General features: G+C 71.4%; 17 protein-coding genes. 9 read left to right on the forward strand and 8 right to left on the reverse strand.

Translation table 11 applies throughout. The features are described 5' to 3' along the window. Positions 1-24 precede the first annotated feature (24 nt). Both AC3IX6_RS37355 and AC3IX6_RS37360 read left to right on the forward strand, forming a co-directional pair. Positions 25-162 carry a hypothetical protein gene (locus tag AC3IX6_RS37355; protein WP_489367747.1) on the forward strand — a complete coding sequence of 46 codons (138 nt, stop codon included), beginning with the start codon at positions 25-27 and terminating at the stop codon, positions 160-162. 99 nt (positions 163-261) lie between these two features. Further along, a complete protein-coding gene (locus AC3IX6_RS37360; protein WP_489367748.1) occupies positions 262-645 on the forward strand; it encodes a VOC family protein in 384 nt (127 codons plus the stop codon). A gap of 103 nt (positions 646-748) precedes the next feature. Here AC3IX6_RS37360 and AC3IX6_RS37365 read toward each other — a convergent pair whose 3' ends face one another. From AC3IX6_RS37365 to AC3IX6_RS37385, 5 genes are all read right to left on the reverse strand, one after another. Beyond that, positions 749-3,316: a galactose oxidase early set domain-containing protein gene (locus AC3IX6_RS37365; protein ID WP_489367749.1), complete on the reverse strand. Its 2,568-nt coding sequence runs from the start codon at positions 3,314-3,316 to the stop codon at positions 749-751. Between the two features lie 409 nt (positions 3,317-3,725). Further along, on the reverse strand, positions 3,726-4,208 hold the full coding sequence (locus AC3IX6_RS37370; RefSeq protein WP_489367750.1) for a hypothetical protein: 483 nt from the start codon (positions 4,206-4,208) through the stop codon (positions 3,726-3,728). Positions 4,209-4,258: 50 nt separating this feature from the next. Beyond that, complete coding sequence (locus AC3IX6_RS37375) at positions 4,259-4,981, reverse strand: DUF4232 domain-containing protein (protein WP_489367751.1); 723 nt, start codon at positions 4,979-4,981, stop codon at positions 4,259-4,261. Between the two features lie 151 nt (positions 4,982-5,132). Then, complete coding sequence (locus tag AC3IX6_RS37380; protein ID WP_489367752.1) at positions 5,133-5,921, reverse strand: ATP-grasp domain-containing protein; 789 nt, start codon at positions 5,919-5,921, stop codon at positions 5,133-5,135. After that, on the reverse strand, positions 5,918-6,865 hold the full coding sequence (locus AC3IX6_RS37385; protein WP_489367753.1) for an ATP-grasp domain-containing protein: 948 nt from the start codon (positions 6,863-6,865) through the stop codon (positions 5,918-5,920). The genes AC3IX6_RS37380 and AC3IX6_RS37385 overlap by 4 nt, the downstream gene beginning before the upstream one ends. A 443-nt stretch (positions 6,866-7,308) precedes the next feature. On the opposite strand from AC3IX6_RS37385, the gene AC3IX6_RS37390 reads away from it, so the two are divergent. From AC3IX6_RS37390 to AC3IX6_RS37420, 7 genes are all read left to right on the forward strand, one after another. After that, entirely contained in the window at positions 7,309-9,084 is a 1,776-nt protein-coding gene (locus AC3IX6_RS37390) for a sensor histidine kinase (protein ID WP_489367754.1), read from the forward strand. Continuing rightward, positions 9,081-9,482 (forward strand): roadblock/LC7 domain-containing protein, encoded by a 402-nt coding sequence (locus AC3IX6_RS37395; protein WP_243333037.1) that lies wholly within the window; start codon positions 9,081-9,083, stop codon positions 9,480-9,482. The genes AC3IX6_RS37390 and AC3IX6_RS37395 overlap by 4 nt, the downstream gene beginning before the upstream one ends. Then, positions 9,479-9,841, forward strand: a complete 363-nt coding sequence (locus AC3IX6_RS37400) for a DUF742 domain-containing protein (RefSeq protein ID WP_274546642.1) — start codon at positions 9,479-9,481, stop codon at positions 9,839-9,841. Before AC3IX6_RS37395 ends, AC3IX6_RS37400 begins: the two co-directional genes overlap by 4 nt. Then, positions 9,822-10,532 (forward strand): GTP-binding protein, encoded by a 711-nt coding sequence (locus AC3IX6_RS37405; RefSeq protein ID WP_489367755.1) that lies wholly within the window; start codon positions 9,822-9,824, stop codon positions 10,530-10,532. The genes AC3IX6_RS37400 and AC3IX6_RS37405 overlap by 20 nt, the downstream gene beginning before the upstream one ends. Continuing rightward, positions 10,529-11,767, forward strand: coding sequence for a cytochrome P450 (locus AC3IX6_RS37410; RefSeq protein ID WP_489367756.1), 1,239 nt, complete (start codon positions 10,529-10,531; stop codon positions 11,765-11,767). Before AC3IX6_RS37405 ends, AC3IX6_RS37410 begins: the two co-directional genes overlap by 4 nt. After that, positions 11,764-12,999, forward strand: a complete 1,236-nt coding sequence (locus AC3IX6_RS37415; RefSeq protein WP_489367757.1) for a cytochrome P450 family protein — start codon at positions 11,764-11,766, stop codon at positions 12,997-12,999. Before AC3IX6_RS37410 ends, AC3IX6_RS37415 begins: the two co-directional genes overlap by 4 nt. Positions 13,000-13,090: 91 nt before the next feature. Next, complete coding sequence (locus tag AC3IX6_RS37420) at positions 13,091-13,822, forward strand: DUF7873 family protein (protein WP_489367758.1); 732 nt, start codon at positions 13,091-13,093, stop codon at positions 13,820-13,822. Between the two features lie 442 nt (positions 13,823-14,264). Here AC3IX6_RS37420 and AC3IX6_RS37425 read toward each other — a convergent pair whose 3' ends face one another. From AC3IX6_RS37425 to AC3IX6_RS37435, 3 genes are all read right to left on the reverse strand, one after another. Next, the gene (locus tag AC3IX6_RS37425) at positions 14,265-14,987 is read right to left on the reverse strand and encodes a zf-HC2 domain-containing protein (protein WP_489367759.1); all 723 of its coding nucleotides are present in this window, start codon (positions 14,985-14,987) and stop codon (positions 14,265-14,267) included. Further along, positions 14,984-15,565: a sigma-70 family RNA polymerase sigma factor gene (locus tag AC3IX6_RS37430; protein WP_250743242.1), complete on the reverse strand. Its 582-nt coding sequence runs from the start codon at positions 15,563-15,565 to the stop codon at positions 14,984-14,986. The genes AC3IX6_RS37425 and AC3IX6_RS37430 overlap by 4 nt, the downstream gene beginning before the upstream one ends. 110 nt (positions 15,566-15,675) lie before the next feature. Next, positions 15,676-16,674 (reverse strand): DUF1996 domain-containing protein, encoded by a 999-nt coding sequence (locus tag AC3IX6_RS37435; RefSeq protein ID WP_489367760.1) that lies wholly within the window; start codon positions 16,672-16,674, stop codon positions 15,676-15,678. Positions 16,675-16,721 lie beyond the last annotated feature (47 nt).

The following is a 16,721-nucleotide window of genomic DNA, read 5'->3' on the forward strand; positions in this document are numbered from 1 at the left end:
ACCACACACCATCAGGGGGAGCCCATGACCCGCAAGACGACCCGCAAGCGCGCCGCGGCCGCCGCCGTATCCGTCCTGCTCGCCCTCACGGTCACCGCCCTGGGCGCGAGCGCTTCGGCGTACGCGGCCGCGGGCGACAAGAAGGTCGAGGTCATCAAGTAGCCGGACCGGGCCCGCGACCGGCGCCGGGACCGGCTCGCGGCCCGGCTCCCGGTCCTGCTTCCGGACCGGTGCCCGGGTCGTCTCCGTACACTGGCGGGCATGGTAAGCCGCATCAGTGAGCTGGTCATCGACTGCGCCGACCCCGAGCGCCTCGCCGCGTTCTGGAGCGAGGCCCTCGGCTATGTGGAGCTCTCCCGGGAGGACGACGGGAGCATCGAGATCGGGCCGGCCGTCGCCGGCTTCGGAGGTCCGCAGCCCACCCTCGTCCTCAGCCCGAGCAACGACCCGCGGCGGGGGAAGCTCCGCCTGCACATCGACGTCAATCCCGTCGACCGGGACCAGGACGCAGAGCTGGAGCGGCTGCTCGCCCTCGGCGCCCGCCCGGCCGACGTCGGCCAGACCGGCGCCGAGAGCTGGCACACCCTGGCCGACCCGGAAGGCAACGAGTTCTGCCTCCTGCGCACCCGCCTGAACCCCCTCTGACGCACGCCCCCGGGCCCCCGGCCCGTCTCCGCCCGGCGGGGCCTGTCCGTGGAGCAGGTCCAGGTCCAGGTCCAGGTCCGGGACGACTAGGCGCGATCATGATTCAGGTGGGATCGATGCGCAGGAAGTTGCCCTGCGAGGGGACAAGCCCGTCCGCGTCCTGCCTGCACGCGAAGAGCAGGTAGTAGCCCGGGATGGCGACGGCCCGGTCCGGGATCGTCGCGCTGTACAAGCCGGGGCCCCCGGGGTCGGGCTTCAGGCCGATGTACCGCTGGTCCGAGTCGAAGCCGTGGGTCGTGCTGCCGCACCGTACCAAGGCGAGCCGAGTGATCGGGCCAGGCCCGCGGACATCTACGCGGAGCTCGCTCCCAGGGCTGATGGACTTGGGAGCGTTGAGGATCCGGGGGCGCGGACGGCATACGTACCACGGCTCGTAGATCTCCAGTTCGAGGCGTCGGCGATCCTCCCCGCCGGGTTCCGAATTGATGTTCCCGCCACCCGTGAAGACGCGGCCATCCGGCATGAGCAGCGCGGTCGAGTGGTAATTGCGGGCGAACCTGGCCTCGCGAAACGGGCTTGGATCCCACGTCCAACCACCACCAGGGGTGCGAACGAGAAGCTCGGGAGCCGTCACCGCGCTGTCGTCGTCCGCGGCATCCGTGACTCCGCCGCACAGGAACACGTCACCGCTGGGCAGCAGCACCAGATTGCTGTTGAAACGCGCGCGTCCGTTGGCCTGGGCACTGCGGTTGCCGAGGCGCTGCCATGTCGGAGCGCCCACGGGATTCGCCGGCGTGCCGAGGTCGATCACCCAACCGGAGTCGACGCCGGTGTTTCCCGCCCGCAACACCTGGAACCGGAAACCGTCCTCCTCCATGAGCGGGAGCAGCGTGGCGGGTGTGTAGAAGTCGTCGTAGGCACCCCAGCCTCCTCCACCCGACGGAGGCGAGCCGTTCCGCGTCCAGTCCAGCCCGGTTCCGGGCCAGCTCGCGCTCCTCCGCGGTACGTGGGGAGGGACACCACCCTCGGCGGCAATGGGGGTGGCGCTGAACACCTCACCCCGCGGACCGCTGAACAGGCGCGGATAAAGATAGGACGGTGCCTCGAACGAGGTGTCGATGGCGGATGTCTCACCATGCCTTACCCAGTCTCCACGACGCCACGACTCCATGGTGTTGTTGTGGTGCCGTACGGTGTCCGCTTCTTCGGGGTGGCCGGACAGGGCGAGAATGTCGCCGTTCGGACGGGTGACCAGTGTGGGGTACCACCGGCCTCCGCCCCGCATGTTCTCCGCACTACGCCAGTACCGGCCGTTCTTCGCCAGGGGGTCGAAGGTCCAGGCATGAGACAGGCCCGAGAAATGTGCCCCATGAGGAGCCGCGGCGTCCTCCCGCCACTTCTCCGTGCCACCGGCCACCAACAACCGTCCATCAGGCGCGAACGCGTGCCCTGAGCAGAAGACGTCGCTGCTGGGGGCGTCGATCTTCTGCAAGGTCAACGTGCCGCAGTCGAAGAGTTCACAGTGGTTGATGTCCTGCGGGTTCGCCACGAGCTGCGCCCGGTTGTGCTGGTCCCCGCTGAAGATCACGATCTTGCCCGTGTGAACCAGGGCGGCGTGAATGGCGAAGGACCGGGCAGGGAGATTGCCGCCGTTCTCGTCCTCCACCCGGAACCACCGCCCGCGGCGGACCGAGGTCGCGCGATAGTCCCTGGATGTCGGGCTGATCACGCCGCAGAGTTCCTGGCGTGCGTTCAACGTCGCACCTGCGGGGATCTCGACGTCCACCGGCATACTCGATGCCCCGGCCTCCCAGCGGCCGATCTCGGCGTCATCAGCCAGGAGGATCACAGTCGCACCCGGCATGAGACGACCAAGGGCCACTTTGCGCGGGGCGGCGCACAGCGGGCCGTCGATGCGCGGGGGATTGAGGGACTGAAGCTTCTCGACCGTGGCGGTACCAGCGCTTCCGCTGCGCAGACCGCACAGGGGGAGTTCTTGCAGGGCTTTGTATTTCTGGCCGAGTTCGAGCCTCGGCATCCTGACCCGGACTGTCTCGTGCGCGATGGGCGCGTCGAATACGGGGTCGCCGTCGCGGAACAGCCGCAGAGTCGCCCCGGGAACGAGCCCGGTCACTTCGACCAGCGTGGTGCACTCCAGCAGGGGCTCGACGATGACGGGCGTGCGCAGGCCCTGGTTCTGCATGGGCGGGTCGACCGGCGGGCTGCTCCTCGTCGGAAACCGGAAGGAGCCCGAGCAGATTCGCTGGGTCACTTCTACGCCGAGCCCGGGTTTCACCCTCTTGAGAGGGAGGAACGTGATCGTGGCTTCATCACCGACCGCCGTGCCCTCGCCCAGCAGGATACCGACCTGCGACACCCGTAGATCGGCGCCGGGAGAACAGCCGGTCAGGTGAATTGCCTGTGCGCATGCGTAGACGGGGTCAGGGAGATGCACATTGCCGTTGACGGACTCCTCGACTACTTCCCCGGCCGGGGAGCGCGGGCTCTCCTGACCCCCAATTTCCTGTGTGGCCCTTATGGTTCCGCCGGGGACCAGTCGGGACTGATCGATGGCGACGAAGCCATCGGCCCAGTCGACCGGCGCATCTCCGATGGGCACCGGATCGTTCTCGGTGTAGATCCTCACCCGGGCGCTCGGGGTCTGGCCCATGACCCGTACCACTCGACTGCAATTCGAGACCGGGCCGATGATGGCAGGCGGTGAAGGGGACATGGCGTCCTCCAGCGATTCATTTTGCCGCGTTGGAGAGAAGACGGGCGCCGAACCCGAAGGCCACGAGGTCCATGAGACGAGGACGTGTGCATTCACCACGATAGGTCGCGGCTTCGCCCCGCGCTATTCCGAAGGAACCGCAGGGAGCCCGCCCTCATCCTCCGGCTCCGCGAACCATGCCAAGAGCTTTTGTCCGACAGGCATCGCTTCGTTTGGCGTGATTGTTCGTTGAACCGTGCATGACGGATCTGGTTGAGCGGCTGGTGCCGGACGAGTTGTAGGTGTTGTTCCGGCGGGTCGTCCACGCGGACGGAGGTGATACGTCCGCGTGGACGAGCAGGAACAGTCAGCGTGAGGTCCCGACACTGGCGACCCAGACAACGAACGGCATGATCTCCGGCTCGGTCCCGGTCTTCACCGAGGCGCTCTGCACGTCGTCCAGGTCCGACCAGGCGATGGCGTCTGGCTCGCTGTCGGCCAGAAATCCCTCGACGACCGGACCGATGTCGTCGGAAGCCACATAGGTACCGCTGAACGGCAACGCATCCGGGGGCACAGAACCGGTCGAGCACCGAAGCTGCCCGGCCTGTTCGTCGTGCCACACGTAGAACGTCGCCACGCCGGGAAAGTCCAGATCGCGAATGCGTTCCCGGATGGCATCAGCAGTCCCCTCGAAGGCAGCCGCCACCGCGGCGACGGACAACGAACTCCTGTCCTCGTCCGCCGTACTCAGCGACCAGGTGTTGGCCTCCCGCTCCACCCGCCGGTCAGCCGGCTCCAGGACCAGGGGCTCGGCCGCCACCTCAGCAATCCACGTCAACAGCACCACGGCAGTATCCTGCACGGCGCGGCACGAGAACCACCAGAAGAAACGACGCCCTAGGACGGCTTGGTGGGGGTCCAGGCGGTGACGGTTACCTTGTCGTCGCAGAAGGCGAACACGCCGTCGTCCATGGCGATCTGGTGCTTCCCGGCGCCGAGTACGCCGATGACCACCGTCGGGTAGGAGCCCGGGGTCGCGCCGGACGCGCAGTAGCCGTCCGCCTCGCCCTGGACCTGGACGAACGTGAGCTTCGTCCAGGCGCGGGCGCCCGGGGCCAGCACCACGTTGACCGCGGCGGGCCCGGTGTGGGTGGTGGCCAGGGGCTTGTTCTTCTCCGGCGAGCCGTTGCCGGCCGCCGCGACCGTCGGGTATCCGTACACCTTGCAGGCAGACGTGGAGGTGTTGGTGACGGAGACGACGGCGGCCCCCGTTCCGGTGCCCGGCGGGCGGACGTCGGCCTGGTGCCCTTCGGAGACCTTGATGTCGTCGACCGTGCAGGGCTTCTTCGTCTCGCCTCCCGTGCCGCCGGAGGAGGAGCCGCCCGAGGAGGACGCGCTGCCCGAGGGTGACGCGCCGCCCGTGGAGCCGCCGCTGGTCGTTCCGCCCTTGTCGCCGCCGGTGGCCGTGGGCTCGGCCGGCCGCGAGGGCGCGGTCGGCGCCGCCGGGCCGGCGGCTTCGCCGCCGTCGCCGGTCGGCGTACAGCCCGTCATCAGAGCCGCGGCCGCCAGAACCGTCGCCAGAGCCGCCGCGGTCCGGCCGATGCCTGCTGTGTACTGCATTGGGTGCTCCCCGAGGTTCACGACCGGTTCCTGCACCGGCACTCGCGTGCAGGAACACGGCTCCCTGACCCGAGCAGGTTCCCGCCGCACGCCGCTGTGGCGGTTCCGTGACGCGCCCATGACGAACGAGGATCACCCCGGCGCCGCAGTGTCAGCTCTTGGCCCGGCTCAGGGCCAGGGCCGCCAGGGCTTCGGGGGCGCCCGGCTGGTCGCGGACGCCGGGGAAGGCGTTGACGTCCACGATCAGGGGGGAGCCGTCGGCGGTGGCGATGATGTCCACGCCGTAGACGTCCAGGGAGTAGAGCGCGCCGACCCGGCGGGTCAGATCGGCCCATCCCTGCGGGAGCCGGGGCAGCGGCAGGGTCGGGCCGCGGCCTTCGGGGGAGAGTTCCGAACGGCGCAGGGCCGCGAAGACGCGGTCTCCGATCGCCCAGAGCTTGTGGTCCCAGCCGCTGTTCGGGGCGAAGTCCTGCACCACCACGGGCTCGTCGGGCCAGGCGTCCGCCAACTCCCCGAGGCGCACGGTGTCGTCGACCCGGGCCACGAGGTCCTCGCGGCGGCTGTGACGGCTCTTGACGACGACGGGGGAGCCCAGCGAGGCCCCGGCCGCCCACCGCGCGAGCGCGCCGACGGTACGGGTTCCCGCGAACGGCAGCCCGGCCCGGACCGCCAGCTCCGCCATCAGGGTGCGGTCCTGGCAGAGCGTGGTCGCCGCGGCGGAGTTCACCACCGGCGCCCCGAGCCGTTCCAGGCGCCGGGCCAGTTCCAGTCCGGGCGGGGTGTGCGCCTTGAGGAGGTACACATCGGCCGGGGTTCCCGCGGCCGCGTCCGGTGAGCCGGGATCCAGCACCTCCACCCCGTGCCCGCCGGCCCGCAGGAGACCGGCCGCCGCCGAGAGCAGCGGGTGCCCGGGCTTGTCCGTGATCAGGCCGATCCTCATACGGGCTCTCCCGTGGGGGCGGCAGCCGCCACGGTCGTGGCCGCCGTGGCCGCGGTGGCCTGGAGGGGGATCGACATCTCCTGCCCGGACCGGCGGGGGAGGGCGGACCCGGCCTCGGGGCAGGGCCGCGAGCCGGCGCCCCGCGCGAGGCCCAGTACCGCGCGGGCCACCCGGGCCGCCGCGTCGGGGACCTGACGGAAGCTCGGGAAGTCGTTCACGTCCACGACCACCGGCCCGTCGGGTCCCAGCAGCACGTCCACCCCGTACAGGTCGAGCCCGTACACCTCCCCGACCCGCGCGCCGATCTCCGCGATCTCCGCGGACAACGGGACGAGGCGCTCCGGCACGGAGGTGTCCGGATGCAGGGGGGAGCGGCGCTCGGTAGCGAAGAGCTCCCCGCCGACCGCGTACACCTTGAGGTCGGTGCCCGAGTTCGGGACGTACGGCTGGGCGACGAGCATGCCCTCGCCGGCCAGTTCGGGGAGCATCGCGGCCAGCCGCTCCGGCGAGGAGACCAGGTGCACGGCCCGTCCCGAGCTGCCGTCGGCGGGTTTGACGACCAGCGGGTACTCCGATGCCGGGATCTGCGCCAGCAGCTCCGGCCGGGCCGCGGCGTAGGTCGGTGGCAGCGGCAGGCCCCGGCCGCGCCCGATGGCGGCGGCCAGCGCCTTGTCCCGTACGCCCCGGATCGCGCGGGCGTCGTTGACGGTGGTCGCCCCGGCCGCGGCGGCGGCTTCGAGCAGGGTCAGCCCCGGCCCGCCGGACACCGTCTTCAGGACCCAGGCGTCATGGGTGCCGGCATCCACCGCCTCGCTCATCCGCAGCAGCGATCCACCGGGCCGCAGTACCTCCACCCGGTGGCCCCAGGCCTTCAGTTGCCGGACCACCTCGTTCGGCATGCCGTCGTGGCGGTAGTGCTCCTCCACCAGGAAGCAGAGCCTCATGGACCTTCCCCATATTCCCCGGACGTCCGCCGATCCCGTCCGGCGAGTTGTGACGTCACAGGATGTCATGGGCGGCAATGTGATGATCGGTCCGTGTACGCAGCAACCCGCAAGGGCGCCCCCGGGGCGGGTTTCGCCGTCCGGTGGCGGGCCGATGGCCGTCCGGTCGCCGCCCGATCGCTGCCCGACGGCCGTGCGGTCGCTGCCCGATCGCTGCCCGATCGCCGTCCGGTCACCGTCCGGCCATCGAGACGAGGGGGGACCGCAGGTCACCGTCCCGCGATTTCCCTTCTGCCCAAAGCGCCACAGAAGGACATTTACCGGTCGCGGTTGAGCGGAAAACTTGTCAGGGGCTGCCCAAAGCGATCAACAACTCTCCTATAGTGATGCCTCGTTGCCAGGAACCTTCTCCTCCATTTACGCCCGGTATGAGGCTTTGATTGATGACGGCGTCGCCCTCCCCCCTTCGCCCCTCCGCGCTGGCCCTGCTGATCACCGCAGTCGCCGGTGGCGCGCTCACCACGGCGGCGGTGGCCGCGGCCCCGTCGTCCATCGCCACCGCCCTCGGCTGGTTCGCCGGCGCGGGCGTCCTGCTGCTCGCGGTATCGGCCTTCGCCGTGACCTGGTGCGCGCGCACCTCCCGGGTCCAGCGCGCCCGGATCGCCGGTCTGAGCACCGAACTGGTCGCCCGTGACGGGCACATCGCCCGGCTCATCGCCGACGCGACCCGTGACGCGGCCGCGCACACCGCCGAACGCTCCCGTCTGACCGGCGAACACGCCGCCGTACTGGAGCGGCTGACGGGTGACCACGCCGCCGCGCTGGAACACCTGACGGGCGTGCACGCCGCCGAACTCGACGGACTGGCCGCCGCCCAGAACGCCTCCCGAGAGCGGCTCGGCGGAGAACTGCGCCGCGCCGAGTCGGGCCGGGCCGCCGCCATGGCCGCGGCCGCCAACGCCGCCGGGCGGATGCAGGCCCTGGCCACCGGGATGCTCGCGGACCTGCGCGACATGGAGCACCGGCACGCCGACGAGGACGTCCTCGGCGACCTGCTCCACCTCGACCACCGCACCGCCCAGGCGGGCCGTCTCGCCGACTCCATCGCCGTGCTCACCGGGGCCCGTTCGGGCCGCCGCTGGGCGAAGCCGATCGTCATGGAGTCGATCCTGCGCGGCGCGATGGGCCGCATCGGTGGCTACCAGCGGGTCAGGCTCCACTCCACCAGCGACGCCGCCGTAGCCGGGCACGCGGCCGAGGGCGTCATGCACGCACTCGCCGAACTCCTCGACAACGCCGCGAACTTCTCCCCGCCGACCGCCGAAGTCCACGTCTACGTGGAGGAGGTGCCGTCCGGGATCGTCATCACCGTCGAGGACAGCGGCCTCGTCATGAGCGAGGTCCAGCTGCGCCGTGCCGAACAGGCCGTGACCGCCGCCTCCCTGGACCTGGCCGGACTGTCCGGGACCCGGCTCGGCCTCGCCGTCGTCGGCCGGCTCGCCCGCAAGCACGGACTGACCGTCTCCTTCCGGCCCTCCGCCCGCGGCGGTACGGGCGCGCTGATGATGCTCCCGCAGGAGCTCATCAGCCGGACGCCCTCCGACGCCCCCGCCGCGCCGCTCGCCCTCCCGGCGCAGCCGTCCGCCCGGGTCGCGCCGAAGACACCGGCCGCGCCCGAAGCTCCCGCCGGGCCCGAGCCCGAGGCCCGGCACGACACGGCGGTGCACGACACCGCCGCCGCTCGGCAAGACGCCGTCCGCGCGCAGGACCGTACGGCGGTGGACGGCGGGACCGCGGTCCCCGGCGCAGCGGACACCGGCTCCGGTACCGACACCGGCTCCGGTACCGACACCGGCTCCGGTACCGACACCGGCTCCGGTACCGACACCGGCTCCGGTACCGACACCGGCACCGCGTCCGAATCCACCGGCGAGCACCCGCACTTCGGCGACAGCGGACTGCCCCAGCGCCGCCGCGGCCGGACCCTGGCAGCCGCCCACCCCGAGGGCACCGACGGCCCGGCCGCCGATCCCCGTACGGCTCCGGCCGCGGGCACGGCCTCCGCGCCCGGCGGGGCGTCCCGGTCGGCCGCGCGGTTCGGCAGCTTCCGCCAGGCCGTCCGCGGCGCCGCAGCACCGGGCTCAGCACCGGCCGGAACCCCCGGCGAAGAGCAGCAGCCCGCGCACACCCCAGACCCGGAAGGCAACACGCGATCATGACCGGCTTCACCACCGACGAGACGCTCAACTGGCTCCTGGAAGGCCTCCTGGAGCGCACACCGGGCGCCCGCCACGCCCTCGTGCTCTCCCGCGACGGCCTCAAGCTGTGCCGCACCCCCGAGCTCTCCGTCGACCAGGCCGACCAGCTCGCCGCGATCGCCGCCGGCATCCAGAGCCTGTCCCACGGGGCGTCCATCGAGTTCGGCGACGGAACCGGCGGAGTCCGCTCGGCCATGACCGAGTTCTACGGCGGGATCCTCTTCATCGTCGAGGCCGGCGAGGGTGCGCACCTCGCGCTCGTCGCGAACGAGGACGCCGACGCCGGACTCGTCGGCCACAACATGTCCGAACTGGTCGAGCAGCTCGGCGAACACCTCATCGCCAGGCCCCGGGGATGAGCCGGCCCCGGCCGGGCCGGGACGATTCGCCGGACCGGCTCTACACCCTCACCGGTGGCCGCAGCCGCTCCGGCTCGGACGTCTTCGACCTGGTCACCCTGGTCGTCGCCGAAAGCGATCCGGCGCCCGGCATGCAGTCCGAGCACGCGGCGATCCTGCGGATGTGCCAGTTCCCGACGGCCGTCGTGGAGATCGCGGCCGAGCTCGGACTGCCGGTGTCGATCGTACGGATCCTGCTGGCCGACCTGCTCGCCACCGGACGGATCCGCGCCCGGCACCCGCGTACGGCGAACTCGGCGTACAGCTTTACCGACCCCGACATCCTGGAGCAGGTGCTCGTTGGACTCCGCAATCTCTGACGCGACGATCCCCGAAGCCGCGTCGCCGACCCCGGCCACCGAGTACCGGGCCACCGAACCGGCCCGGCCCCGCCAGGCGCTGCGCAGTACGGCCGACAACGGGCTGAAGATCGTCATCGTGGGCGGTTTCGGCGTCGGCAAGACCACGATGGTCCGCTCGGTCAGCGAGATCCGCCCGCTGAACACCGAAGAGACCATGACGAAGGCCGGCGAGGCCGTGGACGACACCCAGGGGATCGCCGGGAAGAGCGCCACCACCGTGGCCTTCGACTTCGGGCGCATCACCCTCGACGCCCGCAACGTGCTCTACCTGTTCGGCGCCCCCGGCCAGGAGCGGTTCTGGTTCCTGTGGGACCGGCTCTTCTCCGGCACCCTCGGCGCCGTGGTCCTCGTCGACACCCGGCGCCTGGCGGACTCCTGGTACGCCATCGACCGGCTCGAACACCACGGCACGCCCTTCGTCGTGGCCTGCAACGACTTCGGCGGCCCCGAGCACACCCCGGAGCAGATCCGCGCCGCCCTGGACCTGCCCGACGGCATCCCGCTGGTGTTCTGCGACGCCCGCTCCCGGGAGTCCAGCAAGCAGGTCCTGATCTCCCTCGTCCAGCACCTCCAGACGGCCGCGCTGTCGCACGCCCGGCCGAGCCTCCAGCCGAGCCCCCTGTCCCAGACCCCGGAGCCCACCCCGTGACCTGCCCCGCCGCCCCCGAGCACCAGCCCGTCTACCTCGGCGGCCCCCGGTTCCAGACCGACCCCGCCGAGCTGTACCGGGAGATGCGCCGCGACCACGGAGCCGTCGCCCCGGTCGTCCTCGACGGAGACGTACCGGCCTGGCTGGTCCTCGGCTACCGCGAACTGCACCAGGTCACCAGCGACCCCGTGCTCTTCTCCCGGGACTCCGAGCTGTGGAACCAGTGGGACCGCATCCCCGCCGACTGGCCGCTGCTCCCGATGATCGGCCGCCGCCAGCCCTCGATCCTCTACACCGTCGGCGAGCGCCACCGGGAGCGGGCCGCCGTCATCTCCGAAGCCCTCGAAGCCGTCGACCCCTTCGAACTCAAGGGGCACGCCGAGCGGTTCGCCGACGAGCTCATCGACGACCTGTGCGGCAAGGGCTCCTGCGACATCGTCGGCGAGTACGCCATGCTGCTCCCGCTGCGCGTCCTCGCCCGCCTCTACGGGTTCTCCGACGCGCAGGGCCCCGGCCTCGTCCACGCCATGAACGAGATGATCAACGGGCGGGAGGGCGCCCTGGAGGGCCAGCGCCACCTCGCCGAGTCGATGTTCGCACTGCTCTCCGCCAAGCTCGCCGAACCCGGCGCCGACGTGGTCTCCCGGATGCTCGCCAACCGGTCCGGCTTCACCGTGGAGGAGGTCGCCCAGGACCTCATGGTCATGATGGCCGCGGGCCACCAGCCCACCGCCGACTGGATCGGCAACTCCCTGCGCCTCATGCTCACCGACGACCGATTCGCCGCCTCCCTCGCGGGCGGCCGGCACAGCGTCGGCGAGGCCATGAACGAGGTGCTGTGGGAGGACACCCCCACCCAGAACGTGGCCGGCCGCTGGACCTCCCGCGACACCCACCTGGGCGGACAGCGCATCGGCAGCGGCGACCTCGTCCTGCTCGGCATCGGCGCCGCCAACGCGGACCCGCACGTGCGCACCGACGCCGGGGAGCTGACCGGCGGCAACAACGCCTTCTTCTCCTTCGGGCACGGCGAACACCGCTGTCCCTTCCCCGCCCAGGAGGTCGCCGAGGTCATCGCGCGCACCGGCATCGAGGTGCTCCTCGACCGGCTGCCCGACGTGGACCTCGCCGTGCCCGCCGGGGACCTGGCCCGCCGCCCCTCGCCCTGGCTGCGCGGCCTCACCGCCCTTCCCGTGACCTACACCCCGACCCCCGCCCTTGGAGCCAACCGATGACGTGCCCGATCGACCACACCGGCCCCGCGGCCATCGTCCTGGACCCCTTCGTCGCCGACCTCGCCGCCGAGAGCGCCGCGCTGCGCGCCGCGGGTCCCCTGGTCCAGGTGGTCCTCCCCGGCGACGTGGCCGTGTACGCCGTCACGCACCACGCCGAGGCGCGCAAGCTGCTCACCGACCCCCGGATCGTCAAGGACATCGACGTGTGGGGTGCCTGGCAGCGCGGGGAGATCCCGATGGACTGGCCGCTGATCGGCCTCGCCAACCCCGGCCGCTCGATGCTCACCGTGGACGGCGAGGACCACCGCCGGCTGCGCACCCTGGTCGCGCAGGCCCTGACCGTGCGCCGGGTCGAGAAGCTGCGCGCCGGGATCGAGGCGCTGACCACGGGCATGCTGGACAAGCTGGCCGCGCTGCCGGCCGGTGAAACCGTCGACCTCAAGGCGCAGTTCGCGTACCCGCTGCCGATGAACGTCATCAGCGACCTGATGGGCGTCGACGCCGAGGAACACCCGCGCCTGAAGGCCCTGTTCGAGAAGTTCTTCTCGACGCAGACGCTGCCCGAGGAGGTGCCGCAGATGATGGCGGACCTCGGCGCGCTGTTCTCCCGCATCGTCGAGTCCAAGCGCGAGAACCCGGGCGACGACCTCACCAGCGCCCTCATCGAGGCCTCGGAGGACGGCGACCACCTCACCACCGAGGAGATCACCAACACCCTCCAGCTGATCGTCGCCGCCGGCCACGAGACCACCATCAGCCTGATCGTCAACGCGGTCGTCGCCCTGGAGACCCATCCGGAGCAGCGTGACCTCGTCCTGAAGGGCGAGGTCTCCTGGGAGAGCGTCATCGAGGAGACCCTGCGCTGGTCCAGCCCCACCTCGCACGTCCTGATCCGCTTCGCCACCGAGGACGTGGAGGTCGGCGACCGGATCCTGCCCAAGGGCGAGGGCCTGATCGTCTCCTTCGGCGCGCTCGGCCGCGACGAGGCCCAGTTCGGCGAGACGGCGGGCGAGTTCGACGCCACCCGCACCCCGAACCGGCACATCTCCTTCGGCCACGGCCCCCACGTCTGCCCCGGCGCGGCCCTCTCCCGCCTGGAGGCCCTGGTCGCCCTCCCGGCCCTCTACGCCCGCTTCCCGGACCTCACCCTGGCCGTCCCGCCGACGGAGCTCCGCAACAAGCCGATCCTCACCCAGAACGACCTCTTCGACCTTCCGGTCCGCCTGGCCTGACCCCCGCTGCCCCGACCCTCCTCGATCCGGAGGGGCGGGGCAGCGTTTTTAATCGGATGTGCTTACGGGGCACGGTTGTTAGGTTCACGGTGTGCCGAAGCTGAATCAGATCATCGCAGTCGAAAAGGGCGTCAAGTCCAAGGCCCTCCAGGAGCTCACCCAGGCTCACCAGGACGTGCAGAAGCCCGCCCTGCTGGCCGGCATCTCCCGGACCTACCAGCCCAAGGACGAGGAGGGCGAGCAGCTCCCGCCCGAGTCCACCCGGGTCCAGATCAAGGCCGAGGACGCCCTGCGGGCGACCGCCTCGACGCTCACCCGGCTCTTCGACGTGACCGCGACGAAGGACTGGGCGAACCGGTCCGCCGTCGCGGACGTGGTGGTCGACGGCAGGGTCCTGCTGCCCCAGGTGCCCGTCCCGTACCTGCTGTTCCTGGAGAAGCAGCTCACCGACCTGCACACCTTCGTGCGCAAGCTGCCGGTGCTCGACGCCTCCGAGTCGTGGAGCCCGGACCCCTCGACGGACGCGTGGAAGACGGACCCGGTGCGGACCATCCGCACGAAGAAGGTCCCGCGCAACCACGTGAAGGCCGAGGCCACGGAGAAGCACCCGGCACAGGTCGAGGTGTACTACGAGGACGTGGCGGTCGGTTACTGGACCACCGTGAAGTTCTCCGGAGCGCTGCCCGCCCGCCGGGTCAACGAGCTCCTCGACCGGGTCGAGAAGCTCCAGCAGTCCGTCAAGTTCGCCCGGGAAGAGGCGAACAACACCGAGGTCACCGACCAGCGGATCGGCGACGCGGTATTCGGCTACCTCTTCGGGTAGCCCCACATTCGCCCCCCGTCGCGAGCGGGGGGTGCGCGATGAGCGCAAGCTGAAACTGATGTTGAAGCTGATCGAGGGGTGTCAGGTGGGGGTTCGAATCCCTCTCCCCGCACACGTGCGGGGGTGGCCCAAGTCCGGCAGAGGCGGCCCCGTCAAACTCAGATTCTCGCTCCAGTCTCAGTATTCGCCGCCGAACACCGGATCGACCGAGCGCGGGCGAACATCGACGGATGGGGGTTCAAGTCCCCTCGGCGGCTCTCTCGTGCCGCTGTAGTTCAAAGGCAGAACACGTCGATCTCAATATGACCCGCGGATCTTAAACGCCGCCGGTGTGCGCAAATGGGTGGCAAGCTGGAGCCCGGGAGCTGGACATGCTCCCGGGCTCCGTCACGTTGCGTGACCAGCGCGGCGCGGCGCCCGATCGCCGCGGCGCCGGATCGCCCTACGCGGGCACCGGTACCGAGACGAACGCCGTGCCCGACTCGTTCTCCACCAGCACCGCCCGGACGTCCGCCGGGTCCACCGCCGCCGAGCCGTCCAGCGCCGCGCCCTTGCCCTCACCGTGCTCCGCGGAGCCCACCACCCAGCCGCCCGCCGTGGTGCGCGTGCCGTCCCGGGAGACCACGACGATCCGGCAGCGCTCGCCCGCCGGGATCCCCGTCACCGCCGCGTGCACCCTTACCCACTTGGCCGCGGGCGTCACCTGTACGGTCATCCGCGCGCCCGTGCCCGCATCCGTCGCGGAGGCCACCTTGGTCCCCGCCACGGGCGGCGAAGGCTGGGCCGAGACCGTCGGCTGCGGCCGGGCCTCGACCGCGGTGCTCCCGCCGCCCAGCTGCGTACCGGCCCAGAAGACGGCGGTCAGCGAGGCCGCAACGGCCAGTCCCGTGAAGGCGGTCCGGCGCCGGCGCGCCCCGTCGACCTCCTGGCGCATCTGGCGCAGGGTGCGCTGGAGCAGCAGGTCACCGCCCTGCGGCGGACCGTCGAGGAACGCCTCGGGGGGCACCTCGCCCAGCGCCGTCTCCATCTCGCGCAAAGCCGTCACCTCCTGACGGCACTGCACGCAGCCGTCCACGTGTTCCTCGACCCGGCGGACCTCCGCGTCGTCCAAGACGCCGAGAACGTACGGGCCGAGCAGTTCCTCCTCGTGCCGCTGCCCGTTCATGCCACCACCTCCTGCAGTCCGCCGGGCCGCGGAGACGGGCCGCCCGTGCGCGTGCTTTCCCTGAAGACTTCTCTGAGCGCCTTGAGCGCGTAGTGCGAGCGCGATTTCACCGTGCCGGCCGGGATGCCCAGGGTGTCCGCGGCCTCGGCGACGCTCTGCTGTCGGTAGTACAACTCCGTCAGCACGTCCCGGTGTTCCGGTGACAGCTGGTCCAGGGCGCCCAGCACGGTCATCGTGTCCACGACCGCGTCGGCGTGGTCCGCCTCCACCGGCGGATGCGCCGGAGATCCGGACACCTCCGGCGGCCGGGCCGCCTTCGCCCGGTACCGGTCGGTGACGATGTTGCGGGCCACCGTGAGCAGCCAGCCGCGTACGGAACCCTTCCCGTTCACCAGGACCTCGGAGTGGCGCCAGGCCCTGATCAGGGTCTCCTGGACGATGTCCTCGGCCGCGGCCCGGTCCCCGGTCAGCCGGGTCGCGTACGCGAGCAGGGCGTGACCGTGCTCTTCGTACACGGACTTGATCAGTGCCTCGTCGGTCGAGCCCCGCCGAGTGCGGGGCCACAGTGGTCCGGCCATCTCACCCTCTCCGTCTTCCTCGCTTACGTGGTGCGGTCACAACACGCCACCCAGGGGCACCGGGTTCACGTGACCTGCGTCACCCGGGCGTCCGTGGCGGGCGGGCCCGCTCAGGTCCGGCAGTTGCGGCCCTGGTTGAGGCAGTCCACGACCTCGTCCATCCGCGGGCCGGTCATCACGTTCACGAACATCCCGTGGTCCGTCTTCGGGCTGTGCCGCTGCTCCGGGAAGGAGTCGAGGGCGATGGGCGCCCCCGCGGGAACCTCGTAGGCGAGGGAGATCCGCAAGCGCGGTACGGGGAAGGTGTCCTGCGGGCAGACCCCGTTCTCCGCCGGGAAGCGCAGGTGCGCACGGTGCCCGGAGCTGGTGGTGTCCAGGCCGTTCCAGCAGCTCGGGAAGGTGAGCGTACGGGTGAGGCGCTCGCCCTCGGGACAGCGCGGATAGCGGGTGGTGGACCGGTCGGGGGAGCCCGAACAGCCCCAGCGGGCCCGCACGTCCTCGTCGGAGTCCGCGGTGAGGGCCACCGCGTCCCCGGTCATGGCGTGCAGGAACCGGGGCATCGCCACCACCTTGCTCACCGGACTGCCGAGGAACTCCACCGACACCGCCGCCTCCGGCAGGATCGTGCCAGCGTTCCCGTGGCCCGCGGACCCCTCGTGCGGCCGGTCGCCGGGCCGGTCGGTGCGGCGCAGCACCGGCCAGTAGTACGTGGAACGGTCCCCGCCCGCGCAGCTGGTGGCGGCCGCCTCCAGGGAGGCGTCCGTGGAGAAGGCGTCCGTGGACAGGTTCCCGACGTAGCCGTGCGTGTGGTGGGCGCCGGCGCGCAGCCCCGGGGAGACGACCAGGTTGTCCTCGTTGTAGTGGCCCTCCGCGTTGCGGCCGCAATCCACCGACACCCGGCCCCCGGAGGCCTGCGGACCGGCGGCGGGCGGCTCGGCGGGCCCGGGCGGCACCTCCCGGAAGTCCACGAAGTCGGCGGGCACGGGACCGGTCCCGGCCGCCGGCGCACCGGGCCCGCCCGCACGCGCGGCCCCCAGCACGGCGGCGGTCAGCCCGGAGCCCAGCACCAGGCAGATCAGCAGCGTGAGCAGTCGGCGTTCGTTCCCCATGCGGGTCACGGTTGCCGCCCACCCCCGCCTGCGTCAACCGGGCGTCC

It is taken from the genome of Streptomyces sp. GL_141 (genome assembly GCF_057834385.1).

Coding starts and splice junctions, on each gene's coding strand:
- AC3IX6_RS37355 (WP_489367747.1), top strand. CDS start 25: ATGACCCGCAAGACGACCCGCAAGCGCGCCGCGGCCGCCGCCGTATCC.
- AC3IX6_RS37360 (WP_489367748.1), top strand. CDS start 262: ATGGTAAGCCGCATCAGTGAGCTGGTCATCGACTGCGCCGACCCCGAG.
- AC3IX6_RS37365 (WP_489367749.1), bottom strand. CDS start 3,316: ATGGGCCAGACCCCGAGCGCCCGGGTGAGGATCTACACCGAGAACGAT.
- AC3IX6_RS37375 (WP_489367751.1), bottom strand. CDS start 4,981: ATGCAGTACACAGCAGGCATCGGCCGGACCGCGGCGGCTCTGGCGACG.
- AC3IX6_RS37380 (WP_489367752.1), bottom strand. CDS start 5,921: ATGAGGATCGGCCTGATCACGGACAAGCCCGGGCACCCGCTGCTCTCG.
- AC3IX6_RS37385 (WP_489367753.1), bottom strand. CDS start 6,865: ATGAGGCTCTGCTTCCTGGTGGAGGAGCACTACCGCCACGACGGCATG.
- AC3IX6_RS37390 (WP_489367754.1), top strand. CDS start 7,309: ATGACGGCGTCGCCCTCCCCCCTTCGCCCCTCCGCGCTGGCCCTGCTG.
- AC3IX6_RS37395 (WP_243333037.1), top strand. CDS start 9,081: ATGACCGGCTTCACCACCGACGAGACGCTCAACTGGCTCCTGGAAGGC.
- AC3IX6_RS37400 (WP_274546642.1), top strand. CDS start 9,479: ATGAGCCGGCCCCGGCCGGGCCGGGACGATTCGCCGGACCGGCTCTAC.
- AC3IX6_RS37415 (WP_489367757.1), top strand. CDS start 11,764: ATGACGTGCCCGATCGACCACACCGGCCCCGCGGCCATCGTCCTGGAC.
- AC3IX6_RS37425 (WP_489367759.1), bottom strand. CDS start 14,987: ATGAACGGGCAGCGGCACGAGGAGGAACTGCTCGGCCCGTACGTTCTC.
- AC3IX6_RS37430 (WP_250743242.1), bottom strand. CDS start 15,565: ATGGCCGGACCACTGTGGCCCCGCACTCGGCGGGGCTCGACCGACGAG.
- AC3IX6_RS37435 (WP_489367760.1), bottom strand. CDS start 16,674: ATGGGGAACGAACGCCGACTGCTCACGCTGCTGATCTGCCTGGTGCTG.